General features: G+C 73.6%; 21 protein-coding genes and 1 pseudogene. 14 read left to right on the forward strand and 8 right to left on the reverse strand.

The window, feature by feature from the left end; genetic code table 11:
- Window positions 1–152 precede the first annotated feature (152 nt).
- A complete protein-coding gene (locus ACIP5O_RS04865; RefSeq protein ID WP_401288650.1) occupies window positions 153–1,199 on the reverse strand; it encodes a LacI family DNA-binding transcriptional regulator in 1,047 nt (348 codons plus the stop codon).
- A gap of 225 nt (window positions 1,200–1,424) precedes the next feature.
- Here ACIP5O_RS04865 and ACIP5O_RS04870 point away from each other — a divergent pair, with 225 nt between their 5' ends.
- The 3 genes from ACIP5O_RS04870 (at window position 1,425) to ACIP5O_RS04880 (ending at window position 4,826) form a co-directional block, all read left to right on the forward strand.
- Window positions 1,425–2,576: a Gfo/Idh/MocA family protein gene (locus tag ACIP5O_RS04870; RefSeq protein ID WP_401288652.1), complete on the forward strand. Its 1,152-nt coding sequence runs from the start codon at window positions 1,425–1,427 to the stop codon at window positions 2,574–2,576.
- 298 nt (window positions 2,577–2,874) lie between these two features.
- Window positions 2,875–4,026, forward strand: a complete 1,152-nt coding sequence (locus tag ACIP5O_RS04875; protein WP_401288655.1) for a dihydrodipicolinate synthase family protein — start codon at window positions 2,875–2,877, stop codon at window positions 4,024–4,026.
- 26 nt (window positions 4,027–4,052) lie between these two features.
- Entirely contained in the window at window positions 4,053–4,826 is a 774-nt protein-coding gene (locus ACIP5O_RS04880) for a sugar phosphate isomerase/epimerase family protein (protein ID WP_401289333.1), read from the forward strand.
- A gap of 38 nt (window positions 4,827–4,864) precedes the next feature.
- Here ACIP5O_RS04880 and ACIP5O_RS04885 read toward each other — a convergent pair whose 3' ends face one another.
- Window positions 4,865–5,344, reverse strand: a complete 480-nt coding sequence (locus tag ACIP5O_RS04885; protein WP_401288657.1) for a DUF937 domain-containing protein — start codon at window positions 5,342–5,344, stop codon at window positions 4,865–4,867.
- 149 nt (window positions 5,345–5,493) lie between these two features.
- On the opposite strand from ACIP5O_RS04885, the gene ACIP5O_RS04890 reads away from it, so the two are divergent.
- From ACIP5O_RS04890 to ACIP5O_RS04900, 3 genes are all read left to right on the forward strand, one after another.
- The gene (locus tag ACIP5O_RS04890; RefSeq protein WP_401288660.1) at window positions 5,494–5,832 is read left to right on the forward strand and encodes a hypothetical protein; all 339 of its coding nucleotides are present in this window, start codon (window positions 5,494–5,496) and stop codon (window positions 5,830–5,832) included.
- 100 nt (window positions 5,833–5,932) lie between these two features.
- Complete coding sequence (locus ACIP5O_RS04895; RefSeq protein ID WP_401288663.1) at window positions 5,933–8,158, forward strand: ATP-dependent RecD-like DNA helicase; 2,226 nt, start codon at window positions 5,933–5,935, stop codon at window positions 8,156–8,158.
- A 179-nt stretch (window positions 8,159–8,337) separates the two neighbouring features.
- Window positions 8,338–9,627 (forward strand): citrate synthase, encoded by a 1,290-nt coding sequence (locus ACIP5O_RS04900; RefSeq protein WP_125666997.1) that lies wholly within the window; start codon window positions 8,338–8,340, stop codon window positions 9,625–9,627.
- A 680-nt stretch (window positions 9,628–10,307) separates the two neighbouring features.
- Here ACIP5O_RS04900 and ACIP5O_RS04905 read toward each other — a convergent pair.
- Window positions 10,308–10,442: pseudogene (locus tag ACIP5O_RS04905) on the reverse strand (cation transporter); the annotation flags it as partial.
- Between the two features lie 83 nt (window positions 10,443–10,525).
- Window positions 10,526–10,750 carry a heavy-metal-associated domain-containing protein gene (locus tag ACIP5O_RS04910; RefSeq protein WP_125666999.1) on the reverse strand — a complete coding sequence of 75 codons (225 nt, stop codon included), beginning with the start codon at window positions 10,748–10,750 and terminating at the stop codon, window positions 10,526–10,528.
- Window positions 10,751–10,879: 129 nt separating this feature from the next.
- Here ACIP5O_RS04910 and ACIP5O_RS04915 point away from each other — a divergent pair, with 129 nt between their 5' ends.
- Window positions 10,880–12,106, forward strand: coding sequence for a cation:proton antiporter (locus ACIP5O_RS04915; RefSeq protein ID WP_401288666.1), 1,227 nt, complete (start codon window positions 10,880–10,882; stop codon window positions 12,104–12,106).
- Here the strand turns inward: ACIP5O_RS04915 and ACIP5O_RS04920 are convergent.
- Complete coding sequence (locus ACIP5O_RS04920) at window positions 12,084–12,770, reverse strand: TetR/AcrR family transcriptional regulator (RefSeq protein ID WP_401288669.1); 687 nt, start codon at window positions 12,768–12,770, stop codon at window positions 12,084–12,086. The genes ACIP5O_RS04915 and ACIP5O_RS04920 overlap by 23 nt on opposite strands.
- 165 nt (window positions 12,771–12,935) lie before the next feature.
- Here ACIP5O_RS04920 and ACIP5O_RS04925 point away from each other — a divergent pair, with 165 nt between their 5' ends.
- Window positions 12,936–15,287, forward strand: coding sequence for an MMPL family transporter (locus ACIP5O_RS04925; protein WP_401288671.1), 2,352 nt, complete (start codon window positions 12,936–12,938; stop codon window positions 15,285–15,287).
- 72 nt (window positions 15,288–15,359) lie between these two features.
- Here the strand turns inward: ACIP5O_RS04925 and ACIP5O_RS04930 are convergent, their stop codons facing one another.
- Together ACIP5O_RS04930 and ACIP5O_RS04935 are read right to left on the reverse strand one after the other, a co-directional pair.
- A complete protein-coding gene (locus ACIP5O_RS04930) occupies window positions 15,360–15,557 on the reverse strand; it encodes an AlpA family transcriptional regulator (RefSeq protein ID WP_030210480.1) in 198 nt (65 codons plus the stop codon).
- A gap of 274 nt (window positions 15,558–15,831) precedes the next feature.
- Complete coding sequence (locus ACIP5O_RS04935; protein WP_401288675.1) at window positions 15,832–16,782, reverse strand: sugar phosphate isomerase/epimerase family protein; 951 nt, start codon at window positions 16,780–16,782, stop codon at window positions 15,832–15,834.
- 159 nt (window positions 16,783–16,941) lie between these two features.
- On the opposite strand from ACIP5O_RS04935, the gene iolC reads away from it, so the two are divergent.
- The 4 genes from iolC (at window position 16,942) to mmsA (ending at window position 22,241) form a co-directional block, all read left to right on the forward strand.
- Window positions 16,942–17,943, forward strand: a complete 1,002-nt coding sequence (gene iolC / locus ACIP5O_RS04940) for a 5-dehydro-2-deoxygluconokinase (protein ID WP_401289336.1) — start codon at window positions 16,942–16,944, stop codon at window positions 17,941–17,943.
- A 2-nt stretch (window positions 17,944–17,945) separates the two neighbouring features.
- The gene (gene iolB, locus ACIP5O_RS04945) at window positions 17,946–18,785 is read left to right on the forward strand and encodes a 5-deoxy-glucuronate isomerase (RefSeq protein WP_401288678.1); all 840 of its coding nucleotides are present in this window, start codon (window positions 17,946–17,948) and stop codon (window positions 18,783–18,785) included.
- Between the two features lie 64 nt (window positions 18,786–18,849).
- Window positions 18,850–20,715, forward strand: a complete 1,866-nt coding sequence (gene iolD, locus ACIP5O_RS04950) for a 3D-(3,5/4)-trihydroxycyclohexane-1,2-dione acylhydrolase (decyclizing) (protein ID WP_401288680.1) — start codon at window positions 18,850–18,852, stop codon at window positions 20,713–20,715.
- 14 nt (window positions 20,716–20,729) lie between these two features.
- Complete coding sequence (gene mmsA / locus ACIP5O_RS04955) at window positions 20,730–22,241, forward strand: CoA-acylating methylmalonate-semialdehyde dehydrogenase (protein WP_401288682.1); 1,512 nt, start codon at window positions 20,730–20,732, stop codon at window positions 22,239–22,241.
- A 60-nt stretch (window positions 22,242–22,301) separates the two neighbouring features.
- On the opposite strand, the gene ACIP5O_RS04960 is transcribed toward mmsA, so the two are convergent.
- Window positions 22,302–22,718: a GNAT family N-acetyltransferase gene (locus tag ACIP5O_RS04960; protein ID WP_401289338.1), complete on the reverse strand. Its 417-nt coding sequence runs from the start codon at window positions 22,716–22,718 to the stop codon at window positions 22,302–22,304.
- Window positions 22,719–22,848: 130 nt separating this feature from the next.
- Between ACIP5O_RS04960 and ACIP5O_RS04965 the strand changes: the two genes are divergently transcribed.
- Complete coding sequence (locus ACIP5O_RS04965; protein WP_401288684.1) at window positions 22,849–25,590, forward strand: alpha/beta fold hydrolase; 2,742 nt, start codon at window positions 22,849–22,851, stop codon at window positions 25,588–25,590.
- On the forward strand, window positions 25,587–26,483 hold the full coding sequence (locus ACIP5O_RS04970; protein WP_401288687.1) for an ABC transporter permease: 897 nt from the start codon (window positions 25,587–25,589) through the stop codon (window positions 26,481–26,483). The genes ACIP5O_RS04965 and ACIP5O_RS04970 overlap by 4 nt, the downstream gene beginning before the upstream one ends.
- The last annotated feature ends 10 nt before the right edge of the window (window positions 26,484–26,493 follow it).

Raw genomic sequence — 26,493 nt, forward strand, 5'->3', positions numbered from 1 at the left:
GCCGCCGCTGTGGTCGGCGTCCCGCCAGGGAGCCGACTCGGGTTGTAGCTCTCGGGTATGACGGGGATACGGGGCGGGGCACGGGGCCCGCGCCGGGCGGGTGCGCTGCCGGAGGGGGTGCGCTGCCGGAGGGGGCGGCCCCGCCGGCGGCCCTACCCCCGTACCGCCCCCGTCGACCCCCGCACCACCAGCTCCGCCGGGATCGTCGTGAGGCCGCCCGGCGGGGGGTCCTCCGAGGACGTCGCCAGGCGGCCCGCGCGGGCGCCCGTCTCGTGCAGCGGGAGGTGGACGGTCGTCAGGGCCGGGACCGCGTCCAGGGCGGACGGCAGGTCGTCGAAGCCCGCCACGGACACGTCGCCGGGGACGTCCAGACCGCGTTCCCTGAGGGCGGCGCAGACGCCGAGGGCCACCGTGTCGTTGCAGGCGACGACCGCGGTCAGGTCCGGGTCGCGGGCGAGGAGTCCGGCCACCGCGGCCTGCCCGGAGGCCCGTTCGTACGGGCCGTGGACCGTCGGCCCCTCCGCGACGCCCGCCGCCGCGAGCGCCTCCCGGTGCCCCTCCAGGCGGTGCCGGGTCGTGGTCCGGTCGGCCGGCCCCGCCACGTAACCGATCCGCCGGTGGCCGAGGCCGAGCAGGTGCTCGGTGAGGCGGCGCGCGCCGGTCCGGTGGTCGAAGACGAGGGCCGCCGCGTGCGCGTCCCCCTCCACCGGCGGCCGCCCGCACAGCACGACCCGGGTTCCCGCGTCCGCCAGCCTGGACAGTTTGGCGGCCGTCGCCGCCAGCCGCTTCCGGTCCTCCAGGGAGCCGCCCATGAGGATGACGGCGGCGGCCCGCTGTTGCTGGAGCAGCGTGAGGTAGGTCAGCTCGCGCTCGGGGGAGCCGCCCGTGTTGCAGACGACGGCGAGCTTCTCGCCCCCGCCCCGCCCGGACGCGCCCGCGCCGATCGCGGTCTGCGCCGCGCTCGCCATGATCCCGAAGAAGGGGTCCGCGATGTCGTTGACCAGCACGCCGACCAGATCGGACGTGGCGGCGGCGAGGGAGCTGGCGGGGCCGTTGAGGACGTAGTCGAGGTCGGCCACGGCCCGCAGCACCCGCTCCCGGGTGGACTCGGCCACCGGGTAGTTGCCGTTGAGGACGCGGGAGACGGTGGCGGGGGAGACCCGAGCGCGGGCGGCCACGTCCGCCAGGGTGACGGTCATCGCGTGCGTACCTCCGGGGCCTTGTGGGGGGCGTTGTCCGCAGGCTAGCGTTCCCACGTGTAGAAAGCGCTTTCTATCGCGCGTGAGGAACCGGGGAGACCGCGCGCGGAGCACCAGGGCAATCGCACACAGAGCACCAGGGCAATCACGCGCGGAGCACCCGGGCAATCGCACGCGGAGCACCCGGGCGACCGCGCGCGGGGCCCCGAGGGAGAGGAACCTTCCGTGACACGCAGGACCGTCCGCATCGCCATGAACGGCGTCACCGGCCGCATGGGCCACCGCCAGCACCTGGTCCGCTCGATCCTCGCCCTGCGCGAGCAGGGCGGCCTCGACCTCGGGAACGGCGAGACCCTCTGGCCCGAGCCCGTCCTCGTCGGCCGCCGCGAGCCCGCCCTGCGCGCCCTCGCCGAGCGCCACGGCCTCACCGAGTGGTCCACCGACCTCGACGCGGTCCTCGCGGACGGGACGGTCGACGTCTACTTCGACGCGCAGGTCACCTCGGCCCGCGCCGACGCGATCCGCCGGGCCGTGGCGGCGGGCAAGCACGTCTACACCGAGAAGCCGACGGCCGGGGACCTCGCCGAAGCCCTCGACCTCGCCCGGCTCGCCACCGAGCGGGGGATCAAGCACGGCGTCGTCCAGGACAAGCTGTTCCTGCCGGGCCTGCTCAAGCTCAAGCGCCTGATCGACGGCGGCTTCTTCGGCGAGATCCTGTCCGTACGGGGGGAGTTCGGCTACTGGGTCTTCGAGGGCGACTGGCAGGAGGCCCAGCGCCCGAGCTGGAACTACCGCGCGCAGGACGGCGGCGGGATCGTCGTCGACATGTTCCCGCACTGGGAGTACGTGCTCCACGAGCTCTTCGGCCGGGTCACCTCCGTCAGCGCCCACGTCGCCACCCACGTCCCGCGCCGCTGGGACGAGCACGGCAAGCCCTACGAGGCCACCGCCGACGACGCCGCGTACGGGATCTTCGAGCTGGAGGGCGGGGCCGTCGCCCAGATCAACTCGTCCTGGGCGGTCCGCGTCCACCGCGACGAACTGGTGGAGTTCCAGGTCGACGGCACGCACGGCTCGGCCGTCGCCGGGCTGCGCGGCTGCCGCGTCCAGCACCGCTCGGCCACCCCGAAGCCGGTCTGGAACCCCGACGTCCCCGTGACCGAGCCCTTCCGCGACCAGTGGCAGGAGGTCCCGGACAACGCCGACTTCGACAACGGCTTCAAGGCCCAGTGGGAGCTGTTCCTGCGCCACGTCGTCCTCGACGAGCCCTACCACTGGGACCTCCTCGCGGGCGCCCGCGGCGTCCAGCTCGCGGAACTGGGCCTGCGCTCGGCGACGGAGGGCCGCCGCCTGGAGGTCCCGGAGGTGACGCCGTGACGACGGCGCGGCACCGGGCGAACCGCCCCTCCGGACCCACCCCCGGGACCACCGGCGGTCCCGCCACCCCGGAGGGCCCGGCACCGACCCGCGGTCCCGCCATCCCGGAGGGCCCGGCACCGACCCGCGGTCCCGCCATCCCGGAGGGCCCTGCGCGAGCCCACCACCCCGCCACCCCGGAGGGCCCTGCGCGAGCCCACCACCCCGCCACCCCGGAGGGCCCTGCGCGGACCCGCCCCATCAACCCCCAGGAGGACCCCGTGCCGACCCACCGCCCCGCCGCCCCGGAGCCCACCCCGTGACGATCCGCCTCCCCACCCCCGACGGCGGAGTACGGCAGTACGAGCCCCGCACCGACCCCCTGGCGCTCGCTCCGGCCGGCCCCCCTGCCTCCCGTACCGTCTTCTCCGCCGCGCACGTCGTCGCCGACCCGTACGCCGACACCACCCCCGACGGCCCCGCAGCCGTCGACTGGGACGCCACCCTCGCCTTCCGCCGCCACCTCTGGTCCCACGGCCTCGGGGTCGCCGAGGCCATGGACACCGCCCAGCGCGGCATGGGCCTCGACTGGGCGGGCGCGGCCGAACTGATCCGGCGCTCGGCCGCCGAGGCGAGGGCCGTCGGCGGCCGGATCGCCTGCGGCGCGGGCACCGACCACCTGCCCCAGGGCACGCTGCCGCGGATCCGCGCCGCGTACGAGGAACAGCTCGCGGTGGTCGAGGAGTCGGGCGCGCAGGCGATCCTGATGGCGTCCCGCGCCCTCGCGGCCGCCGCGACGGGCCCCGACGACTACCTCGACGTCTACGGCCACCTCCTGCGCCAGGCGAGCGAGCCGGTGATCCTGCACTGGCTGGGCCCGATGTTCGACCCGGCGCTCGACGGCTACTGGGGCTCGGCCGACCTCGACGCGGCGACGGAGACCTTCCTCGCCGTGATCGCGGCCCACCCGGACAAGGTCGAAGGCGTCAAGGTCTCCCTCCTGGACGCCCGGCGCGAGGTGGAGCTGCGCCGCCGCCTCCCCAAGGGCGTCCGCTGCTACACGGGCGACGACTTCCACTACCCGGAGCTGATCGAGGGCGACGAACAGGGCTTCAGCCACGCCCTGCTCGGCGTCTTCGACCCGCTGGGCCCGCTGGCGGCGGAAGCGGTCCGCACCCTGGACACGGGCGACACAACGACCTTCCGCAAGCTCCTGGACCCCACGGTGGACCTCTCCCGCCACCTCTTCCAGCCACCCACCCGCTACTACAAAACAGGCGTCGTCCTCCTGGCCTGGCTGGCCGGCCACCAGGACCACTTCACGATGGTCGGCGGCCTCCAGTCCGCCCGCTCCCTCCCGCACCTCGCGCGCGCGTACGAACTGGCCGACGGACTCGGCCTGTTCCCCGACCCGTCCCTGGCGGAGTCCCGGATGAAGTCCCTCCTCACGGTCCACGGAGTCCCGCGGTGAACCCCGAGCGCTTCTCGATCAACCAGATGACGGTCAGGCAGCTCCCCCTCCCCGACCTCGTCGCCCACTGCGTCCGCCTGGGGATCCGGGGCGTCGGCCTGTGGCGCGAACCCGTCCGGGAGTACGGGGTGGAGGCGGCGGCCCGGCTCGTACGGGAGGCGGGCCTGGCGGTCACCACCCTCTGCCGGGGCGGCTTCTTCACCTCGGACGACCGGCTCGCCTCCAACCGCGCGGCGGTCGACGAGGCGGCGGCCCTCGGCACGGACACCCTGGTCCTGGTCTCCGGCGGCCTCACCCCCGCCTTCCCGGACCTCCCGGCCGCCCGCGCCCGCATCGCCGACGCGATCGGCGAACTGGCCCCGTACGCCGCGGAACACGGCGTCCGCCTCGCCGTCGAACCCCTCCACCCGATGTACGCGGCGGACCGCTGCGCGGTCTCCACCTTGGACCAGGCCCTGGAGATCGCCGAGCGCTTCCCGCCTTCGCAGGTGGGCGTGGTGGTCGACACGTACCACCTCTGGTGGGACGACCGGGCCCCGGCGGCGGTGGAACGCGCGGCCGCGACCGGCCGCGTCCACTCCTTCCAGCTCGCCGACTGGACCACCCCCCTCCCGGCCGGCGTCCTCAACGGCCGCGGCCAACTGGGCACGGGCACGATCGACCTCCGCGCCTGGACGACCCTCCTGGAGAAGGCCGGCTACACGGGCCCGGTGGAGGTGGAACTCTTCAACGACGAACTGTGGACCCGGGACGGCGCGGAACTCCTGGAGGAGACGCTGGAACGCTTCGTGGCGATCTGAGAACCGCTTCCCGGCGATCCGAGGACCGCTTCCCGGCGCTACCGCTTCGGACCGCCCAGCAGATCCCCGAGCCCACCCCCCGCTCCGCCCTTCTTCGCGGCGCGCTTGGTGAGGGCCGCGACGACGACGGGGACGAGGAGTTCGACCGCGCGGTTCGCGGTGGCCGGCGGGATGCCGGTGCGCTTCGCGACGGCGTTCGCCGCCGGCTTCGCCAGCTTGGCGAGCACCCCGGCCATCAGGCCGCCGCTCACCAGGCCGCCGAAGGCGGCGACGCCCTGGAGTGGAGGTTCGGGGGAGGCGACTTCGTCGACGGCGGCGCGCACCTCGTCCGCGCTGCCGGGCTCGGCGGCGGCCTGCCGCAGCCCGCCGGAGAGCTCCGCCACCGAGCTGCCCACGACCTCCTGGGCCCCGGCCGTGTCCGTACCGAGCAGCCCGGCGATCTCGTGGAGCCGGTCGGCGCCCAGCTCGTTCAGGACATCGTCCTGGAAGGAAGGATCCTGGAAGGAAGGTTCACTCATGCCGGAAACGCTAGGGTCCGGGCCCTGGATCGGCATGTCGGAAACGCCGATCGGTGTCCGGCGTCCCGCTCCTGGTCGTCGAGCGGCTGTGTGTGCCGGTCCGCCCTCATGCCGCTTGTCCGCCGCTGCTCTATCGCCTGCCGTAGGCCGTGAGCGACAATGCCCGCACGACCGGTGGCGGAGGCAGTGTGGATCGGGTTGCCGCACGTGTGTGGTGGGAAGGGCTTGCTCGGCGGGTGACTGTCGCCGTGCTGGTGTCGGTCGTGCTCTCGCTCCTCATCTCGGCCTTTCTCTTCGGCCTTCCTCATGGCTGGAATACGGCCCTGTCCTTGGCCGACATCACACTGCGCACGTCATGGATCGCCGGTTTCCTCGTCCCGGCCACCATCGTCACGCACCTGGCGGTCCACGTCGGTCGCCGCAGGCGGTCGCGCCCCCACGGCCGCTACCGGCCCCGGTCCTTCGAGAAGGGCGGTCGGCACCGCTGACCCGGCACCGAGGCCGGCGGCCGCGACCCGCGACGGCCCGGCCACGATTACAGGCACCCGCTGTGAGCGTCCTGTCCGACCCCTTCGCTACGGTCGACACATGTCCAACGAGGGTCGCGGTCCGGCAGTGGTCGAAGGGGTCCTGGAGCGGATCACCTACGCCAACGAGGAGACGGGGTACACGGTCGCCCGGGTCGACACCGGGCGCGGTGCCGGTGACCTCCTGACGGTGGTCGGCGCGCTGCTCGGCGCCCAGCCGGGGGAGTCGCTGCGGATGGAGGGCCGCTGGGGGTCCCACCCCCAGTACGGCAAGCAGTTCACCGTCGAGAACTACACGACCGTCCTGCCCGCCACCATCCAGGGCATCCGCCGCTACCTCGGCTCCGGCCTGGTCAAGGGCATCGGCCCGGTCTTCGCCGACCGCATCACGCAGCACTTCGGGCTCGACACCCTCGACATCCTCGAAGACGCCCCGGGGCGGCTGATCGAGGTCCCGGGGCTCGGGCCCAAGCGGACCAGGAACATCACCGCCGCCTGGGAGGAGCAGAAGGCGATCAAGGAGGTGATGGTCTTCCTCCAGGAGGTCGGCGTCTCCACCTCCATCGCGGTGCGGATCTACAAGCAGTACGGGGACGCCTCGATCTCCGTCGTGAGGAACCAGCCGTACCGGCTCGCCTCCGACGTGTGGGGCATCGGCTTCCTCACCGCCGACCGGATCGCGCAGTCCGTCGGCATCCCGCACGACAGCCCCGACCGGGTGAAGGCCGGCCTCCAGTACGCCCTGTCGCAGTCCAGCGACCAGGGGCACTGCTTCCTGCCCGAGGAGCGGCTGATCGCGGACTCGGTGAAGCTCCTCCAGGTCGACACCGGGCTCGTCATCGAGTGCCTGGGCGAGCTGGCCGAGGACCCCGAGGGGGTCGTGCGGGAGACCGTGCCGGGGCCCGAGGGGACGCCCGTCACCGCCGTGTACCTCATCCCGTTCCACCGGGCCGAGCTGTCCCTCGCCGGGCAGCTCCGGCGGCTGCTGCGGGCCGAGGAGGACCGGATGCCGGCCTTCCGCGACGTGCCCTGGGACAAGGCCCTGGCCTGGCTCGCCACCCGCACCGGGGCCTCGCTCGCGCCCGAGCAGGAGGAGGCCGTGCGGCTCGCCCTGACCCGCAAGGTCGCGGTCCTCACCGGCGGCCCCGGCTGCGGCAAGTCCTTCACGGTCCGCTCCATCGTGGAGCTGGCCCGCGCCAAGAAGGCCAAGGTGGTGCTCGCCGCCCCCACCGGCCGGGCCGCCAAGCGGCTCGCGGAGCTGACCGGCGCCGAGGCGTCCACCGTCCACCGGCTCCTGGAGCTCAAGCCCGGCGGGGACGCCGCCTACGACCGGGACCGGCCCCTGGACGCGGACCTGGTCGTCGTCGACGAGGCCTCCATGCTGGACCTGCTCCTGGCGAACAAGCTGGTGAAGGCGGTGGCCCCGGGCGCCCACCTGCTGCTCGTGGGGGACGTGGACCAGCTCCCCTCGGTCGGCGCGGGCGAGGTCCTCGGCGACCTGCTCGCCCCGGGCAGCCCCGTGCCGGCGGTCCGGCTGACCCGGATCTTCCGGCAGGCCCAGCAGTCCGGCGTGGTGGTCAACGCACACCGGATCAACGCCGGCACGCCCCCGCGCACGGACGGCCTGCCGGACTTCTTCCTCTTCGCCGAGGAGGAGACCGAGGACGCGGCCCGGGTCGCCGTGGAGGTCGCGGCCCGCCGCATCCCGGCCAAGTTCGGCCTCGACCCGCGCCGGGACGTGCAGGTCCTGGCCCCGATGCACCGGGGCCCGGCGGGCGCGGGCGCGCTCAACGGACTGCTCCAGCAGGCCATCACCCCGGCCCGCCCCGACCTCCCGGAGAAGCGGTTCGGCGGGCGCGTCTTCCGGGTGGGTGACAAAGTGACCCAGATCCGTAACAACTACGACAAGGGGGCCAACGGCGTCTTCAACGGCACCGTCGGCGTCGTCACCGCCCTGGACCCCGTCGAGCAGCGCCTGACCGTGCGGACGGACGAGGACGAGGAGGTGCCGTACGACTTCGACGAGCTGGACGAACTCGCCCACGCGTACGCGGTCACCATCCACCGCTCGCAGGGCAGCGAGTATCCGGCGGTGGTGATCCCGGTCACCATGAGCGCCTGGATGATGCTCCAGCGGAACCTGCTCTACACGGCCGTCACCCGGGCCCGGAAGCTGGTCGTCCTGGTCGGCTCCCGCCGGGCCATCGCCCAGGCGGTCCGCACGGTCTCGGCGGGCCGCCGCTTTACCGCACTCGCCCACCGGCTCACAGGGTCCGCCCTCGTGTGAAAGATCACGGAGGGGTACCGGAACCGGGGCGAAGGGGGCAGGATATGAAGGTTGGCGGCACTCAGTGCCGCCGATTGGCCCAATGGTCGACCCCGAGTGCACTCTCCTGAGCCAAATGGGGGATGGTAGAGACAGTCAGGGCACCTCGAAGAAGAGGCACTACGTCGGTGAGGGATGACGTGAGCGACAACTCTGTAGTACTGCGGTACGCGGACGGTGAATACACCTACCCGGTGGTCGAGAGCACCGTCGGTGACAAGGGCTTCGACATCGGGAAACTCCGAGCCCAGACCGGTCTGGTCACCCTGGACAGCGGATACGGCAACACCGCCGCCTACAAATCCGCGATCACCTACCTCGACGGTGAGCAGGGCATTCTGCGGTACCGCGGCTACCCCATCGAGCAGCTGGCGGAGCGCTCCACCTTCCTCGAGGTGGCGTACCTGCTGATCAACGGTGAGCTGCCCAAGGTCGACGAGCTCGCGACCTTCAAGAACGAGATCACGCAGCACACGCTGGTCCACGAGGACGTCAAGAACTTCTTCCGCGGCTTCCCGCGGGACGCCCACCCGATGGCGATGCTGTCCTCGGTGGTCTCCGCGCTGTCCACCTTCTACCAGGACAGCCACAACCCGTTCGACGAGGAGCAGCGGCACCTCTCCACGATCCGGCTGCTCGCCAAGCTGCCGACGATCGCGGCGTACGCGTACAAGAAGTCGATCGGCCACCCGTTCGTCTACCCGCGCAACGACCTCGGGTACGTCGAGAACTTCCTGCGCATGACCTTCTCGGTCCCGGCCCAGGAGTACGAGCTCGACCCGGTCGTCGTCTCGGCGCTCGACAAGCTGCTCATCCTGCACGCGGACCACGAGCAGAACTGCTCGACCTCCACCGTGCGCCTGGTCGGCTCCTCGCAGGCGAACATGTTCGCCTCGATCTCCGCCGGCATCTCGGCCCTGTGGGGCCCCCTGCACGGCGGCGCCAACCAGTCGGTCCTGGAGATGCTGGAGGGCATCAAGGCCAACGGCGGCGACGTCGACTCCTTCATCCGCAAGGTGAAGAACAAGGAGGACGGCGTCCGCCTGATGGGCTTCGGCCACCGGGTGTACAAGTCCTTCGACCCGCGCGCCAAGATCATCAAGGCGGCGGCGCACGACGTCCTCTCCGCGCTCGGCAAGTCCGACGAGCTCCTGGACATCGCGCTCAAGCTGGAGGAGCACGCGCTCTCGGACGACTACTTCGTCTCGCGCAACCTCTACCCGAACGTGGACTTCTACACGGGTCTGATCTACCGCGCGATGGGCTTCCCGACCGAGATGTTCACCGTGCTCTTCGCGCTCGGCCGCCTTCCCGGCTGGATCGCCCAGTGGCACGAGATGATCAAGGAGCCGGGTTCCCGCATCGGCCGCCCGCGCCAGATCTACACGGGCGAGGTCCTGCGCGACTTCGTCCCGGTCGAGGGCCGCTGAGCCGGGACCCCGCCGGGTCCGTACGAAAGCGAGAAGCGCCCCGCCGCCGATCCCCCCACGGGTCGGCGAGCGGGGCGCTTCCCATATCCCCGGTGCGGATTCCCCCCACGGGATCCGGGCCGGGCGTCTGCCGGCGCCAGCCGGTGGCTGCGCGGATCGGGCGCGACGCGGTATGCCGGGGTACGCGTACGGGAGGGCCGCTCAAAGCTCCCCGGTGCACGTGCCCCGGCCAAACGCTTGCCTGGAACGTCCCCCAAGACATCCCATGAACGTCCCCCAAGACGTTCTCGGCATCGCCCACTTAGACTCACGAACAGCCCAGATGGTTACCCCACAATATCTGTGATCTAGGTCTCGGTGTGAAGGTCCTGTGCATCACGTGTAGGTGAACTCACGTGAACCGTCGGAGCCGCAGGCTGTTGGACACGACGAACACGGACGAAAAGGCCATCGCGAGCCCCGCGATCATCGGATCGAGCAGTCCGGCCGCCGCGAGCGGCAGCGCGGCCACGTCGGAGCCGAAGGCCCGGCCGAGGTTCCCCCTGATCGTGGCCGGGGCCCTCGGGCGCCTCTTCCGCGCGCACGGGCTCGGGGTGCGGGGGCGGAGGCTCCCCGGCGGTGCGGCCGGCCCTGACGACGGTGGCGATCAGTGCGTCGACCGGGAGGTCCGACGGGTGCTCGACCCGTGCCTTCTCGGTGGCGTGGTCGACCGTCGCGGTCACCCCGTCCATCCGGTTGGGCTTCCTCTCGACGCGGGCGGCGCGGGAGGCGCAGGTCATGCCATCGATCGTCGGCTCGGTGATCGTGGACGTCATCGGCGGTTCCGAACGGGAGCGGGGCCGTACCCGGTAACGGTACGACCCCGCGAGGTGCCGACGGTTCGGACGGCGTCCGGCGGTCAGACCAGCTCGTAACCGGCCTCGTCCACGGCGGCGCGCACGGCCTCGCGGTCGAGCGGGGCCCCGGAGACGACGGTGACCTCGCCGGTCTTGGCGACGGCCGTGACGGAGGTGACGCCGGGGAGTGCGGAGATCTCGCCGGAGACGGCGCCCTCGCAGTGCCCGCAGGTCATGCCCTTGACCTGGTAGACGGTGGTGAGTTCGGTCTGCGTCTCTGCGGCCATGGCGTTCTCCTCTTGGGTTGCGAAGCCTTACGGAGATCGAGCTTATACCCCTGGGGGGTATGAATTCCAGTCGCGGCCGCGCCGCGCCGAATGAGGGATCCGGGCCACGGCCCATGGTAGATACCCGACATGTCACCTTCGGGGAGCTCCCTGATCCTCATCATGACGATCGCCGTCCTGGCGCCCCTGCTCGCCTACGCCGTGGGCCGCAGGCTCCCGGTCCCGCTCGTCGTCTTCGAGATCCTGCTCGGCGTCCTCGTCGGCCCCGACGTCCTCGACTGGGCCCGTACGGACGCCCTGGTCGACGGCCTCTCCCAGCTCGGCCTCACCATGCTGATCTTCCTCGCGGGGTACGAGATCGAGTTCGGCGAGGTCCGCGGCGACACCCTCCGGCGCGCCCTGTGGGCCTGGGTCGCCGCCCTCGCCCTCGGCCTCGGCGCCGGGGTCCTGCTCGGCGGCGGTTACGCCAAGGGGGTCTTCATCGGGGTGGCCCTGACCAGCACGGCCCTCGGCACCGTCCTGCCGGTGCTGCGGGACGCGGGCGACCTCCACGGGCGGTTCGGCTCGGTCGTCATGGCCTTCGGCTCGGTCGGCGAGTTCGGGCCGGTCATCGCGATGGCCCTGCTGCTCAGCGGGCGGGGCGCGGGCGAGTCCACGGTGCTCCTCGCGGTCTTCGCGGCGCTCACGGCCCTGGCCGTCCTGTGGGCGCTCCGTCCGCGCCCGCCGTGGTTCTCGCGGGTCGTCGTCAGGACCCTGGACACCAGCGGCCAGTTCGCGGTCCGCTTCGTCTTCCTGCTGCTCGCCCTGATGCTGGGGGCCTCGCAGGCGCTCGGGCTCGACGTGCTGCTCGGCGCCTTCGCGGCCGGACTGATCACCCGGCTCGTGCTGGCCGGGGTCGCGCCCGAGTCCGGCCCGCGGATCCTGGAGAAGGTCGAGGGCGTCGGGTTCGGCTTCCTCGTCCCGGTCTTCTTCGTCGTCACCGGGATCGAGTTCGACCTGTCCGCGCTCCTCGACGGCGGCCGGAACCTGCTCCTGCTGCCGGTCTTCCTGCTGCTCTTCCTGGTCGTGCGCGGCGGACCCGTGTGGTTCCTCGCCCCGCGCGACCTCGGCCGCGGGGACCGGCGGGGCCTCGTGCTCTACAGCTCCACGGCGCTGCCGCTCATCGTCGCGATCACCGCCATCGGCGTGGAGGGCGGCGAGCTGGCGGCGGGCGAGTCGGCGGCGCTGGTCGGGGCCGGCATGGTCTCGGTGCTCGTCCTCCCGCTGCTCGCGACGCGGCTGCGGGGGCGGGGGCGGGGGAGGGCCGGGGGGAAGGCGCCGTCCTCCGACCCGGTCAGCGGCTCGGAGACGTGGTGACCGGGGCCTCCGCCGACTTTCCCCGGCCCTCCGCCGACTCCTCGACCAGCGGGGAGAGGTAGCGCAGGAGGAGGGTCTTCAGCTCGGCGACCGTGGCGTCCCGCTCGGGGCCCTCGGGCGCGGCGAGGACGAGGTCCAGGCCCCCCTTGAAGGCGGCGAAGGTCATCCCGGAGGTCCGGCTCCGGTCGGCGGCGGACAACGCGGGCGCGTAGTGGGCGATGACCTCCTCCACCCGGGTGAGCAGGGTCGCGTGCAGCTCGTCGTGCTCCTCGGCGATCCGGCCGGGGACGTCGGAGCCGTGCATCAGGGCGAGGAAGGCCGGGTTGGCGCAGTTGAACTCGATCAGCGGGTCCACGACGGCGTCGAGCAGCTCGGGCAGGGGCAGGGCGAGGTTCTCCGCCGTGAACGCCTGGCCGTGCGCCTCCCGCATGTCGTGCAGCAGGCGCTCGCCCAGCTCGATCGCGATGGCCTCCTTGTTCGGGAAGTACTGGTAGAGCGTGCCGGGCGAGACGTGCGCCTCGCGGGCGATCGCGTTGGTGCTGGTCGCCGTGTAGCCGTTCGCGCAGAAGACGTTCGCGGCGGCCTGGAGCAACTGCGCGATGCGGCGCTCGCCCCGGGCCTGGCGGCGGCGCGGCTTCGGTTCTTCGGACGTGTCTCCGGACATGACTGTCCCCAGCTCTTCTCGACCCGTTTGACAAACACGAGAGGTCGCTCGCATTCTTGGAAAACGCGAGTGATCGCTCGTGTTTGCCAGTCTATGGCAATGGGTGACCCGCGCGTCCTGCCGGGAAGCGTGTGCGCACGGGTCAGGTGAAGGGGACACCGCGTCATGGCCGAAGTCAAGAAAACAACCCCCGGCGCGGCCGGCACCGGGGGAGGAACCCCAGGTGGGGGCGGGGGCGGCGGGGGGCCGGCGGCCCGGCGCGGGGCCGGGAGCGGCAGGGAGCCGGGCGTCGGCGTCGGGTCCCGGGTCGGAGGCTGGACGCGGTTCGTGACCGCGCGGCCCCGGCTCACCCTGCTCGTGGCCCTCGTGCTCACCGCCCTCGCCGTCCTGGCCGGCGGCGGGGTCGCGGACCGCATGGGCAGCGGCGGCTGGGAGGACCCGGCCGCCGAGTCCACGTACGCCTCCGAGGCCCTGGAGCGGCACTTCCCGGGCTCCCGGCCGAACCTGCTCCTCCTCGTCGACTCCGGCACCGCCGGGACCGACGCCCCGGCCGTCGCCGCCGAGGCCCGCCGCCTCGCCGAGCGGCTCGACGCCGAACCGGGCGTCGAGGGCGTCGGCTCCTACTGGTCCACCGGCTCGCCCGCCCTCCGCTCCGAGGACGGCCGCAAGGCCGTGATCGCCGCCCGGATCACCGGTGAGGAGAAGGAGGCCGCGGCCGTCCTCGACCGGATCGCCCCCGCCTACCGGGGCGCCCACGGCCCCGTGGAGGTCTCGCTCGGCGGCGAGCTCGCCGTCCGCCACGAGATGCAGACGCTCATCGAGGAGGACCTGCTGCGGGCCGAGCTCATCGCCCTGCCCCTCACCCTCGTCCTGCTCGTCATGGTCTTCGGCAGCGCCGTCGCCGCCCTGCTGCCCCTCGGCGTCGGCATCGTCGCCATCCTCGGCACCAACGCGATCCTGCGCGGCCTCACCGAGTTCACCGACGTCTCCGTCTTCGCGCAGAACCTGACCACCGCGCTCGGCCTCGGACTCGCCATCGACTACGCCCTGTTCGTCGTCCGCCGCTACCGCGAGGAGCTCGCCGCCGGCGCCGACACGCACACCGCCGTCCGCACCACCCTGCGCACCGCCGGGCGGACCGTGCTCTTCTCCGCCCTGACCGTCGCCGTCTCGCTCGCCGCGATGCTGGTCTTCCCGCAGTACTTCCTGCGCTCCTTCGCGTACGCCGGGATCGCGGTCGTCCTGCTCGCCGCCACCGCCGCCCTCACCCTGCTCCCCGCGGCCCTCGTGCTGCTCGGCCACCGGGTCAACGCCCTGGACCTGCGGCGCCCGGTCCGGCGCGGCCGGGAGCCCCGGAAGGACGCCTCCGGCGCGGGCTGGGCGCGCGCCGCCGGCCTGGTGATGCGCAGGGCGCCCGTCTTCGCCGTCCTCACCACCGCCGGACTCGTCCTCCTCGGACTTCCCTTCCTCGGTGTGGAGTTCGGTACGGCGGACGACCGCCAGCTCCCCGTCACCGCCTCCTCGCGGATCGTCCAGGACGAGCTGCGGGACGGCTTCCCGGGCGACCCCGGCGGCGGGATCACCGTCCTCGCCGAGGGACCGGCCACCCCCGAGCAGTACGCGGCCTACCGCGAGCGGATCGAGGCCCTCGACGGCGTCGGCCGGGCCGACGGGCCGGTCACCGCGGGCGGCGGCGCCCCCGCCTACTTCACCGTCGTGCCCGACGGCGAGGCCGTCGGCGCCGGGGCCCAGCGGGTCGTCGGCGAACTGCGCGCCGCCGAGGCCCCCTTCGACACCTCCGTCACCGGACCGGCCGCCGTCCTGGTCGACTCCAAGGACGCCATAGGCGAGCGGCTGCCCCGGGCGGCGGGGATCATCGTCCTCGTCACCCTGCTCCTGGTCTTCCTGCTCACCGGCAGCGTCCTCGTCCCGATCCAGGCCGTCGTCCTCAACGCCCTGAGCCTCACCGCCATGTTCGGCGCCGTCGTGTGGGTCTTCCAGGAGGGCCACCTCTCCGGCCTCCTCGGCTTCACCCCCACCGGCGACATCGAGACCACCCTGCCCGTGCTCATGTTCTGCGTGGCCTTCGGACTCTCCATGGACTACGGGGTGTTCCTGCTCTCCCGGATCAAGGAGGAGTACGACGCCACCGGCGACCACGAGCACTCCGTCCGCTTCGGCCTGAGCCGCACCGGCGGCCTGATCACCGCCGCGGCCGTCATCCTCGCCGTCGTCATGGTCGCCATCGGCACCGCCCGCGTCACCAACACCAAGATGCTCGGCCTCGGGGTCGCCCTCGCCGTCCTCATGGACGCGATGGTGGTCCGCAGCCTCCTCGTCCCCGCCGTGATGAAGCTGACCGGCCGCCTCACCTGGTGGGCCCCGGGACCGCTGCGCCGCTTCCACGACCGCTTCGGCGTCAGCGAGTCGGACGCCCCGGCCCGGCCCCCGGCCGCCCCCGCCGCCGCGGAGGAGACCGCCGACGGCAGGGACAAGGAGTACAGCGCCGCCCGCTGACCCCGTCACGACAGGACGCCGGGTCCCGGAGGGGATCCGGGACCCGGCGTCGGGCGTGTGCGGGGGACGGGGTCAGTCGCGGCGGGCCCGGTTGCCGGGGCGGCTCGCGACCCAGGCGCGGATCGTGTCCGCGTACCAGAAGGGCTTGCCCGACTCGACGTGGTCGGGTGGCGGGAGCAGCCCGTGCTTCCGGTAGGAGCGGACGGTGTCCGGCTGCACCCGGATGTGCGCCGCGATGTCCTTGTACGACCAGAGCCTCTTGTCCGTCATGCCTGGTACCTCCCTGCGCACCGCGCAGCGGCGGCGGGGGTGCCGTTCGGGGGCGCTGCGGGTGGGCGTTGGCGATCACTGAGCCTGTGCCCCCTGCAACGACCCCTTCAGACGGAAGGGGAGCGGCTGTCACGCGCCTGTGACGGGAAACCCGCGTAACGGAGAAGAGCGTGACGAGGACGGGACGCACGTGACGGAAGTGACGCATCGGGCCGCCGGTGTGTCCCCGTGCGCCACCCCGGGCCGAGGCGGTAGGGGAGCGGTACGGACCCGGTCACACCCCGCAGGAGCGCAGGAAGCCCCGGGTCCGCAGCGCGATCGGGTACGGGACGTCCGGGTCGCACGGGTACATGTCCTGCTCGACGATCGCGAAGAGGTCCACGTCCAGGGCGCGGGCGGCGGCGAGCACCGGCTCCAGGGCGGGCACCCCGGACGGCGGCTCGCACATCACGCCCCGCGCCACCGCGGGACCGAACGGCGTCCCCTCGGCGACCACCTCCGCCAGGACCGCCGGATCGACCTGCTTCAGGTGCAGATAGCCGATCCGCTCCCCGTAGGCCTCGATCAGCCCGACGCTGTCCCCGCCGGCGTACGCGTAGTGCCCGGTGTCCAGACAGAGCGCGACGGCCTCCGGGTCGGTGGCGTCGAGGAAGCGCGTCACGCTCTCCTCGCCGTCCAGGTGCGTGTCGGCGTGCGGGTGGACCACGATCCGCAGCCCGTACCGCTCGCGCACCTCCCGCCCCAGACGCTCCGTCAGGCGGGTCAGGTCCCGCCACTGACCGGCGGTCAGGACCGGGTCCTCCAGGACCTCGCCCGTCCGGTCGTCCCGCCAGAACGACGGGATGACGACCAGGTGGCCCGCCCCCATCGCCTGCGCCAGGGCCGCGTTCTCGGCGACGTGCGCCCAGGTCCGCTCCCAGACGTCCGGGCCGTGGTGCAGGCCGGTGAAGACCGTCCCCGCCGAGACCCGCAGGCCGCGCCGGGCGGTCTCCTCCGCGAGGACCGCCGGATCGGTGGGCAGATAGCCGTACGGACCGAGCTCGATCCACTCGTACCCCGCGCCCGCCACCTCGTCGAGGAAGCGCTGCCAGGGCACCTGCCGGGGATCGTCGGGGAACCACACGCCCCACGAGTCCGGGGCGGAACCGACGCGGATCCTGGACGGCGCCGACGGTATCGAGGGCGTGGAGTTCGGGGACGACGACTGCGGGGACGGCTTCGTCATGACAGCCACCCTGACCCCGGCCGGGAGCACCGTCAAGCGCGCCGCTGGTCCGTATGTCCGGACATGTCGTTGACACCCCCAGGGTAGGGAGTTAGACCTGAGGACGGGGCCGAGGGCGAAAGGTGGCACGTGGAGACGGAGCCGTACGACCTGATCACCATGGGGCGCCTCGGCGTGGACCTCTACCCGCTCCAGACCGGCGTCGGGCTCGACCGGGTCGAGAGCTTCGGCAAGTTCCTCGGCGGCTCCCCGGCCAACGTCGCCGTCGCCGCCGCCCGGCTCGGCCGCCGCACCGCGCTCGTCTCCCGCACCGGCGCCGACCCCTTCGGCACCTTCCTGCACCGGGAGCTGAAGGGCTTCGGCGTGGACGACCGCTGGGTGACGGAGGCCGCCGCGCACCCCACCCCCGTCACCTTCTGCGAGGTCTTCCCGCCCGACGACTTCCCGCTCTACTTCTACCGGCTGCCCAAGGCCCCCGACCTGGAGATCCACCCGCACGAGCTGGACCTCGACGCGATCCGCGCCGCCCGGGTCTTCTGGGCCACCGGCACCGGCCTGTGCGCCGAGCCGAGCCGCACCGCGACCCTGGAGGCGCTGCGGGCCAGGTCGGGCCACGGGGGTGGAGGCGGGGACGGCGGGACCGGCCGGGAGGCCACCGTCTTCGACCTGGACTGGCGGCCGATGTTCTGGACGGACCCGGCCGAGGCCCGCCCGTACTACGCCGAGGCCCTGCGCCACGCCACCGTCGCCGTCGGCAACCTCGACGAGTGCGAGGTCGCGACCGGGGAGCGCGATCCGGAGGCCGCCGCCCGCGCCCTGCTCGCCTCCGACGGCGGCGCCGTCCGGCTCGCCGTCGTCAAGCAGGGCCCGAAGGGCGTCCTGGCGCTCGCCGCCGACGGCACCCGCGCCGAGGTGCCACCGCTGCCGGTGGAGGTCGTCAACGGCCTGGGCGCGGGCGACGCGTTCGGCGGGGCGCTCGTCCACGGCCTCCTCGCCGGCTGGGACCTCGAACGGACCCTGCGCCACGCCAACGCCGCCGGCGCGATCGTCGCGGGCCGGCTCGCCTGCTCCTCCGCCATGCCGGACCCGGCGGAGATCGCGGAGGCCCTGGCCGGGGGCACGGGAACGATCCGTACGGGAACGCCTCCGGAAAGGGGGTAGGCATGACCGTCATGAGCCCGCGTCCCGATCACCCCGCATCCCTCCACCTCCCCGCCGGGACCGCCGCCCGGGGGCCGTACGCGGTCGACGTCGACCCCGCGCGGGCCGGATGGACGTACTCCGCGCTCCGCGTCCTCACCCTCGGGCCGGGGGAGACCCACTCCTTCGGGAGCGGGGATTCCGAATGGACCGTGCTTCCCCTCGCCGGTGCCTGTAGCGTGCGCGTCGACGGCGAGGTCTTCGAACTCCGGGGCCGCGCGAGCGTGTTCGACGGGGTGACCGACTTCGCCTACGTACCGCGCGACGCCCACGCCCAGATCGCCTCCGGCGCGGGGGGCCGCTTCGCTTTGGCAGGAGCGAAGTGCGAGCGACGACTCCCCGCCCGCTACGGTCCCGCGCCGGAGGTTCCCGTCGAGACCCGGGGCAGCGGCGACCGCGCCCGCGAGGTGCGGAACTTCGCCTCCGCCGACGCCTTCGCCTGCGACCGGCTCATCGCCGTCGAGGTCGTCACGCCCGGCGGCCACTGGTCCTCCTACCCGCCGCACAAGCACGACGAGCACCGCCCCGGCGCCGAGGCCGTCCTGGAGGAGATCTACTACTACGAGGTCCAGGGCCCGCACGGCCTCGCCTACCAGCGGATCTCGCCCTCCCGGCCCGGCGGCGCCGACCTGCTCGCCGAGGTCCGCGACGGCGACGCGGTCCTCGTCCCCGACGGCTGGCACGGCCCCTCGATCGCCCAGCCGGACCACGACCTCTACTACCTCAACGTCATGGCGGGCCCCGGACCCGAACGCGAGTGGAGGATCAGCTTCCACCCGGACCACACGGAGGGGTACGCGTGAACAAAGACGAAGGCGCACGCATGAGCGATCCCCGGCCGTCCCCGGAACACTCGCGGAGGCCCGCATGAGCACCGTCCGCCTCACCACCGCCCAGGCCCTCGTCCGCTTCCTCGCCGCCCAGTACACCGAGCGCGACGGCGAGCGCCACCGCCTGATCGCCGCCACCTGGGGGATCTTCGGCCACGGGAACGTCGCCGGGATCGGGCAGGCGCTCGTCGAGCACCCGGCGCTCATGCCCTTCCACCAGGGCCGCAACGAACAGGCCATGGTCCACGCCGCCGTCGGCTACGCCCGCCAGTCCCGCCGCCTCTCCGCGCACGCCGTCACCACCTCCATCGGCCCCGGCGCCACCAACCTCGTCACCGGCGCCGCCCTCGCCACGATCAACCACCTGCCCGTCCTGCTCCTCCCCGGCGACACCTTCGCGACCCGGCCCGCCGACCCCGTCCTCCAGCAGCTCCAGCTCCCGTACGCGGGGGACGTGTCCGTCAACGACTGCCTGCGGCCCGTCTCCGTGTACTTCGACCGGGTCGGCCGCCCCGAGGCCCTGGTCCCGGCCGCCCTGGAAGCCGTACGGGTCCTCGCCGACCCCGCCGCGACCGGCGCCGTGACCCTCGCCCTGCCCCAGGACGTGCAGGCGGAGGCGTACGACTGGCCGGAGGAGTTCTTCGCCGAGCGGACCTGGCGCGTCCGCCGCCCCCGCCCCGACCGGGACGAACTCGACGCCGCCGTGCGGGCCGTGCGCTCCGCCGAACGGCCCCTGGTCGTCGCGGGCGGCGGGGTGCGGCACAGCGGCGCCGAGGACGCCCTGCGGACCTTCGCCGAGCGGACCGGCCTGCCCGTCGCCACCACCCAGGCCGGCAAGGGCGTCCTGCCGTACGACCACCCCTGCGACGTGGGCGGCGTCGGCCACACCGGTACGGAGACCGCCGCCGCCCTGGCCCGCGCCGCCGACCTCGTCATCGGCGTCGGCACCCGCTACACCGACTTCACCACCGCCTCCGGCACGCTCTTCCCCGAGGGCGCCCGCTTCCTCAACCTCAACGTCACCGGCTTCGACGCCCACAAGCAGGCCGCGCTTCCGCTCGTCGCCGACGCCCGCGAGGGGCTGACCGCGCTCACCGGCGCCCTCGACGGCCACCGGTCGCGGGACCCGGAGGAGTGGGCCGCCGCCAAGCGGGACCGGGAGCGCCGGGTCGACACCGCGTACGCCGTCCCCGACGAGGACGCCCGCCCCACCCAGACCCAGGTCCTCGGCGCACTCGACACCCTGGTCGACGCGAGCGACATCCTGATCAACGCGGCCGGGTCGCTCCCGGGCGACCTCCACAAGCTGTGGCGGCCCCGCTCGGCCGACCAGTACCACGTCGAGTACGGCTACTCCTGCATGGGATACGAGATCCCCGCCGCGATCGGCGTCCTCCTCGCCGCCCCCGGCCGGCCCGTCTGGGCGCTCGTCGGGGACGGGACGTACCTGATGAATCCCACCGAGATCGTCACCGCCGTGCAGGAGCGCCTGCCGCTGCGGCTCGTCGTCCTCCAGAACCACGGGTACGCCTCCATCGGCGGCCTCTCGGAGGCCGTCGGGGCCGAGCGGTACGGCACCGACTACCGGTACCGGGACGCGGACGGCGGCTTCACCGGACCGCCGCTCCCCGTCGACCTCGGCGCCAACGCCGCCTCCCTCGGCATGCGGGTGCTGCGCCCCCGCACCGTCCGTGACCTGCGAGAAGCCCTCGGGGAGGCGCGGGCGGCGACGGTTCCCACATGTGTCTACGTCGAGACCGAAACGCCCGACACAGTGTCGGGCCCGCCCCCGGCCCCGGCGTGGTGGGATGTGCCCGTGGCCGAGACCGCGACCCGCGAGGCGGCGGTCGAGGCCCGGGAGGAGTACGACCGGCACGTCACCGCCCGACGCCGCCATCTCTGAAGGAGCATTTCGTCATGACGAACACCGTCAAGACCGTCGACCACTGGATCGGTGGCAAGACCGTCGAGGGCACGTCGGGCAATTGGGGTCCGGTCACCGACCCGGCCACCGGCGCCGTGACCACCCGGGTCGCGCTCGCCTCCGTCGAGGAGGTCGACGCGGCGGTGGCCGCCGCCAAGGCCGCCTTCGCCACCTGGGGCACCTCCTCGCTGGCCCAGCGCACCACGATCCTCTTCAAGTTCCGCGCGCTGCTCGACGCGAACCGCGACGCCATCGCCGAGCTGATCGTCGCCGAGCACGGCAAGGTGCACTCGGACGCGCTCGGCGAGGTCGCCCGCGGCCTGGAGATCGTCGACCTGGCCTGCGGCATCACCACCCAGCTCAAGGGCGAGCTCTCCACCCAGGTGTCGAACCGCGTGGACGTGGCGTCCATCCGCCAGCCCGTCGGCGTCGTCGCCGGCATCACGCCCTTCAACTTCCCGGCCATGGTGCCGATGTGGATGTTCCCGATCGCCATCGCGACCGGCAACACCTTCATCCTCAAGCCGAGCGAGAAGGACCCCTCCCCGTCCCTGAAGATCGCCGAACTGCTCGCCGAGGCCGGTCTGCCGGACGGCGTCTTCAACGTCCTGCACGGCGACAAGGTGTCCGTGGACCGGCTCCTGGAGCACCCGGACGTGGCGGCGATCTCCTTCGTGGGCTCGACCCCGATCGCGCGGCACATCCACACCACCGCCTCCGCCAACGGCAAGCGCGTCCAGGCGCTCGGCGGCGCCAAGAACCACATGCTGGTCCTCCCGGACGCCGACCTCGACGCGGCGGCCGACGCGGCCGTCTCGGCGGCGTACGGCTCCGCGGGCGAGCGCTGCATGGCGATCTCGGCGGTCGTCGCCGTCGGCTCCATCGGCGACGAGCTGGTGGACAAGATCCGCGAGCGCGCCGAGAAGATCAAGATCGGCCCCGGCAACGACCCGACCTCCGAGATGGGCCCGCTCATCACGGCCGTCCACCGCGACAAGGTCGCCTCCTACGTCCACGGCGCGGCGGACGAGGGCTGCGAGGTCGTCCTCGACGGCACCGGCCACACGGTGGAGGGCCACGAGGACGGGCACTGGATCGGCCTCTCCCTCCTCGACCGCGTCCCCACCACGGCCAAGGCCTACCAGGACGAGATCTTCGGCCCGGTCCTGTGCGTGCTGCGCGCCGAGACGTACGAGGAGGGCCTCGCCCTCATCAACGCCTCGCCGTTCGGCAACGGCACCGCGATCTTCACCCGCGACGGCGGCGCGGCCCGCCGCTTCCAGCTGGAGGTCGAGGCCGGCATGGTCGGCGTCAACGTCCCGATCCCGGTCCCGGTGGGCTACCACTCCTTCGGCGGCTGGAAGGACTCCCTCTTCGGCGACCACCACGTCTACGGCAACGACGGCGTGCACTTCTACACCCGCGGCAAGGTCGTCACCACCCGCTGGCCCGACCCCTCCGACGCCCCGGCCGGCGTCGACCTGGGCTTCCCGCGCAACCACTGACGCGGACGGACGCCCGGGGCCCCGGAGCGCGGCAACCGCGCTCCGGGGCCCCGGGCCTCCTCACTCCGGGAGCTCCCAGCCCAGCATCGCGAACACCCCCTCGTCCGCCGCCCCCGCCGCGCGGTAGGTCGCGAGGGCGGGGGCGTTGTCCGTGTCCGCGCCCACCCAGGCGCCGTGGCAGCCGCGGTCCCGGGCGGCCGTGAGGAGGGCCTCCGTCAGGGCGCGGCCCGTGCCGCGGCGGCGGTGCGCCTCGTCCACGGACAGTTCGTAGAGGCACATCTCGGTGCCCTTGTCCGGGTGGGTCATCTCGACCCCGGACACGAAGCCGGCCGGGAAGCCGTCCTCCGTGTAGGCGATCAGCATCAGGTGCCCCGGCGCCGCCAGGAAGCGGGCCGCCCACTCCTCCCGCGCCGGGCCGTCGTAGAGGTGCTCCGCCGCGACCAGCTCGGCCACCGTCGTCGCCCGCCGGACCTCGATCACGTTTCCTCCCCGGATCCTCGTACCGCGCCCGCGGTACGCGGACCGTACTCCGTACGACCCCAGGAGGTGCGGGACCTCCGCCTTTCGGGAGCCGTGGTCCGCGGCGGGCCCGCTTAGGCTCGGGGCCATGCGACTCCGACTTCCCCGGTGGGCCGCGGTCACCGCCGCGCTCACCGTCCTCGCGGGTGCCGGCACCTGGACCGCCGTCGCCTCGGACGATCCACCGCCCGTGCACCGCGCGGACCGGACGCTCGACGTCGACGGCGTACGGCTCGACACCTCGTACTTCACCGGCGACGGCGACGGGCGCAGGCCCGCCGTCCTGCTCGGCCACGGCTTCGGCGGCTCCAAGGACGACGTCCGCGCCCAGGCCGAGGGCCTCGCCCGCGACGGGTACGCCGTCCTCACCTGGTCCGCCCGCGGCTTCGGCGCCTCCACCGGGGAGATCGGCCTCAACGACCCCGACCGCGAGGTGAAGGACGTCAGCCGGCTGATCGACTGGCTCGCCGGCCGGCCCGAGGTCCTCCTCGACGGGGCGGGCGACCCGCGCGTCGGCGTCAGCGGCGCCTCCTACGGCGGCGCGATCTCCCTGCTCGCCGCCGGACACGACCCGCGCGTCGACGCGATCGCCCCCCGGATCACGTACTGGAACCTCGCCGACGCCCTCTTCCCGGACGGCGTCTTCAAGAAGCTCTGGGCCGGGATCTTCTTCTCCGCCGGCAACGGGGTCGGGAACGGGGCGGGGAACGGGGCGGGGGACGGGCCGGCCACCGGAGAGGTCCCGGCCGCCGGGGCCGGGAAGGCCGCCGCCGGGAAGGCCCCCGCCTGCGGGCGTTTCAGCGCCGAGCTGTGCGCGCTCTACCAGCGCGTCGCCGTCTCCGGGAAGCCCGACGCCGCCGCCCGCGCGCTCCTCGAAGCCCGCAGCCCCTCGGCCGTCGGCGGCCGGATCAAGGTGCCCGCGCTCCTCGTGCAGGGCCAGTCCGACTCGCTGTTCACCCTGGCCCAGTCCGACGCCACGGCCCGGACCCTCGCCGCCAACGGCGCCCCCGTCGCCGTCGACTGGACCTCCGGCGGCCACGACGGCGGCGACCAGGAGACCGAGCGCGTCGAGCGGCGCGTCGGCGCCTGGTTCGACCGCTGGCTGAAGCGGGACGCCTCCGCCGACACCGGCCCCGCCTTCCGCGTCAGCCGCACCGGCGGCGTCGACTCCACCAACGGCCGGGCGACCCTGCGCGCCGCGACCGCCGACCGCTACCCGGGCCTCGCCTCCGGCACCACGGCCCTGGCCCTCGGCGGCGCCCCGCAGACCTTCGCCAACCCGCCGGGCGGCGCCCCGCCCGCCGTCTCCGCCGTCCCCGGCCTCGGCGGCGGCCTCTCCGGCCTCTCCTCCCTCGGCGTCGGCCTCTCCCTCGACTTCCCCGGCCAGCACGCCCGCTTCGACGCGAAGCCGCAGACCGGGGCGCTGCGGATCACCGGCGCGCCGACCGTCCGCGTCAAGGTCACCTCGACCGCCGCCGACGGCTCCGCCGTCCTCTTCGCCAAGGTGTACGACGTCGGCCCCGACGGCCGGCAGCAGGTGCTGCCCGCCCAGCTCGTCGCCCCCGTCCGCGTCGAGGACGCCCGGGCGGGCCGCGACGTCACCCTGACGCTGCCCGCGATCGACCACGAGGTGGAGGCCGGGCACCGGCTGCGGCTCGTCGTCGCCGCCACCGACCTCGGCTACGCCTCCCCGGCCGCCCCCGCCGCCTACACCGTCGCCGTGCAGGGGCCGCTGACCGTCCCCACCGCGCCCGGCCTCGCCACCCAGGGCGCCGCCCTGCCCTGGTGGGTGTGGGGCCTGCCGCTGATCGGCCTGGCCGTCGCCGCCGCCCTGCTGCTCACGGCCCGCCGCAGGACCGCCGCGCCCGCGCCGGACCCCGGGCTCGTCTCCGTACCGCTCCGGATCACCGGCCTGTCCAAGAAGTACAAGGGCGGCGAGCGGTACAGCGTCAAGGACCTCTCCTTCCAGGTCGAACAGGGCCAGGTCCTCGGCCTCCTCGGCCCGAACGGCGCCGGCAAGACCACCACCCTGCGCATGCTGATGGGCCTCATCGCCCCCGACGAGGGCGAGATCCGGGTCTTCGGCCAGGCCATCCGGCCCGGCGCCCCGGTCCTCTCCCGCGTCGGCGCCTTCGTCGAGGGCGCCGGGTTCCTGCCGCACCTGTCGGGCCGGGAGAACCTCGACCTGTACTGGAAGGCCACCGGCCGCCCCGCCGAGGACGCCCACGTCGACGAGGCCCTGCGGATCGCGAACCTGGGCGGCGCCCTGGAACGCGCCGTGCGCACCTACTCGCAGGGCATGCGCCAGCGCCTCGCCCTCGCCCAGGCCATGCTCGGCCTGCCGGACCTGCTGATCCTCGACGAGCCGACCAACGGCCTCGACCCGCCGCAGATCCGCGAGATGCGCGAGGTGATGATCCGGTACGCGGCCGAGGGCCGCACCGTCATCGTCTCCAGCCACCTCCTGGCGGAGGTCGAGCAGTCCTGCACCCACCTCGTCGTCATGGACCGGGGGCAGCTGGTGCAGGCCGGGCCGGTCGCGGAGATCACCGGCTCCGGCGACACCCTCCTCGTCACCCTCGCCGAACGCACCCCCGACGGCACCCCCGTCCCGCCCGTCCCCGACGCCCTCGTCGAGAAGATCGGCGCCCTGCCGGGCGTCGGCTCGGCCGCCCGCACCGACGGCGGACTCCTGGTCCGGCTCGACGGCGCCGACGCGACCGCCCTCATCGGCGAACTCGTCCGCCTGGACGTGCCGCTGACCGGGGTCGGGCCGCACCGGCGCCTGGAGGACGCGTTCCTGACCCTGATCGGAGGAGGAGCCGCATGAGCAGCACCACCCCCAGCACCCTGCCGTCCGAGGGGCCCGCCGGCGTGCCGGAGTCCGCCCCCGGCTACCGCCCGGGACGCACCCTGCCCCTGCGCGTCGAGGCCCTGCGCCAGTGGAAGCGGCGCCGCACCCTGGTGATGGGCGGCATCCTGGTCGCCCTGCCGTTCGTCCTGATCGCGGCCTTCGCGATCGGCGGCACCGGGGACGGCGACCGCGAGGGCCGCGTCACCCTGATCGACACGGCGACGACCTCGGGCGCCAACTTCGCGGCCACCTGCCTCTTCGTCTCGGCCGGCTTCCTCCTCGTCGTCCCCGTGGCGCTGTTCTGCGGGGACACGGTCGCCTCCGAGGCGAGCTGGTCCTCGCTGCGGTACCTGCTCGCCGCGCCCGTGCCCCGCTCCCGGCTCCTCGCCTCCAAGCTGGCGGTCGCGCTCGCCTACAGCGCGGCCGCGATGGTCCTCCTCCCGCTGGTGGCCCTGGCGGCGGGCACGGTCGCCTACGGCTGGGGGCCGCTCCAGCTGCCGACCGGCGGCTCGGTGCCGGCCGGAGAAGCCCTGCTCAGGATCGGGATCGCCACCGCCTTCGTCTTCGCCTCCCAACTGGTCACCGCCGGGCTCGCCTTCTGGCTGTCCACCCGCACCGACGCCCCGCTCGGCGCGGTGGGCGGCGCCGTCGGCCTCACCATCGTCGGCAACGTCCTGGACGCCGTCACCGCCCTCGGCGCCTGGCGCGACTTCCTGCCCGCGCACTGGCAGTTCGCCTGGATCGACGCCCTCCAGCCCCAGCTGGAATGGGGCGGCATGGTGAAGGGCACGGCGGTCTCCCTGACGTACGCCCTGGTCCTCTTCGCCCTCGCCTTCCGGGGCTTCGCCCGCAAGGACATCGTGTCCTGACCGGGTGAAC

Source organism: Streptomyces sp. NPDC088915 (genome assembly GCF_044749825.1).
Classification (GTDB): Bacteria; Actinomycetota; Actinomycetes; order Streptomycetales; family Streptomycetaceae; genus Streptomyces.

What these genes read in the sequence shown, in the direction of transcription:
- ACIP5O_RS04865 (WP_401288650.1), bottom strand. Translation starts at nt 1,199, where the DNA reads ATGACCGTCACCCTGGCGGACGTGGCCGCCCGCGCTCGGGTCTCCCCC.
- ACIP5O_RS04880 (WP_401289333.1), top strand. Translation starts at nt 4,053, where the DNA reads ATGACGGTCAGGCAGCTCCCCCTCCCCGACCTCGTCGCCCACTGCGTC.
- ACIP5O_RS04885 (WP_401288657.1), bottom strand. Translation starts at nt 5,344, where the DNA reads ATGAGTGAACCTTCCTTCCAGGATCCTTCCTTCCAGGACGATGTCCTG.
- ACIP5O_RS04895 (WP_401288663.1), top strand. Translation starts at nt 5,933, where the DNA reads ATGTCCAACGAGGGTCGCGGTCCGGCAGTGGTCGAAGGGGTCCTGGAG.
- ACIP5O_RS04910 (WP_125666999.1), bottom strand. Translation starts at nt 10,750, where the DNA reads ATGGCCGCAGAGACGCAGACCGAACTCACCACCGTCTACCAGGTCAAG.
- ACIP5O_RS04915 (WP_401288666.1), top strand. Translation starts at nt 10,880, where the DNA reads ATGTCACCTTCGGGGAGCTCCCTGATCCTCATCATGACGATCGCCGTC.
- ACIP5O_RS04920 (WP_401288669.1), bottom strand. Translation starts at nt 12,770, where the DNA reads ATGTCCGGAGACACGTCCGAAGAACCGAAGCCGCGCCGCCGCCAGGCC.
- ACIP5O_RS04925 (WP_401288671.1), top strand. Translation starts at nt 12,936, where the DNA reads ATGGCCGAAGTCAAGAAAACAACCCCCGGCGCGGCCGGCACCGGGGGA.
- ACIP5O_RS04930 (WP_030210480.1), bottom strand. Translation starts at nt 15,557, where the DNA reads ATGACGGACAAGAGGCTCTGGTCGTACAAGGACATCGCGGCGCACATC.
- ACIP5O_RS04935 (WP_401288675.1), bottom strand. Translation starts at nt 16,782, where the DNA reads ATGACGAAGCCGTCCCCGCAGTCGTCGTCCCCGAACTCCACGCCCTCG.
- iolC (WP_401289336.1), top strand. Translation starts at nt 16,942, where the DNA reads ATGGGGCGCCTCGGCGTGGACCTCTACCCGCTCCAGACCGGCGTCGGG.
- iolB (WP_401288678.1), top strand. Translation starts at nt 17,946, where the DNA reads ATGACCGTCATGAGCCCGCGTCCCGATCACCCCGCATCCCTCCACCTC.
- iolD (WP_401288680.1), top strand. Translation starts at nt 18,850, where the DNA reads ATGAGCACCGTCCGCCTCACCACCGCCCAGGCCCTCGTCCGCTTCCTC.
- mmsA (WP_401288682.1), top strand. Translation starts at nt 20,730, where the DNA reads ATGACGAACACCGTCAAGACCGTCGACCACTGGATCGGTGGCAAGACC.
- ACIP5O_RS04965 (WP_401288684.1), top strand. Translation starts at nt 22,849, where the DNA reads ATGCGACTCCGACTTCCCCGGTGGGCCGCGGTCACCGCCGCGCTCACC.
- ACIP5O_RS04970 (WP_401288687.1), top strand. Translation starts at nt 25,587, where the DNA reads ATGAGCAGCACCACCCCCAGCACCCTGCCGTCCGAGGGGCCCGCCGGC.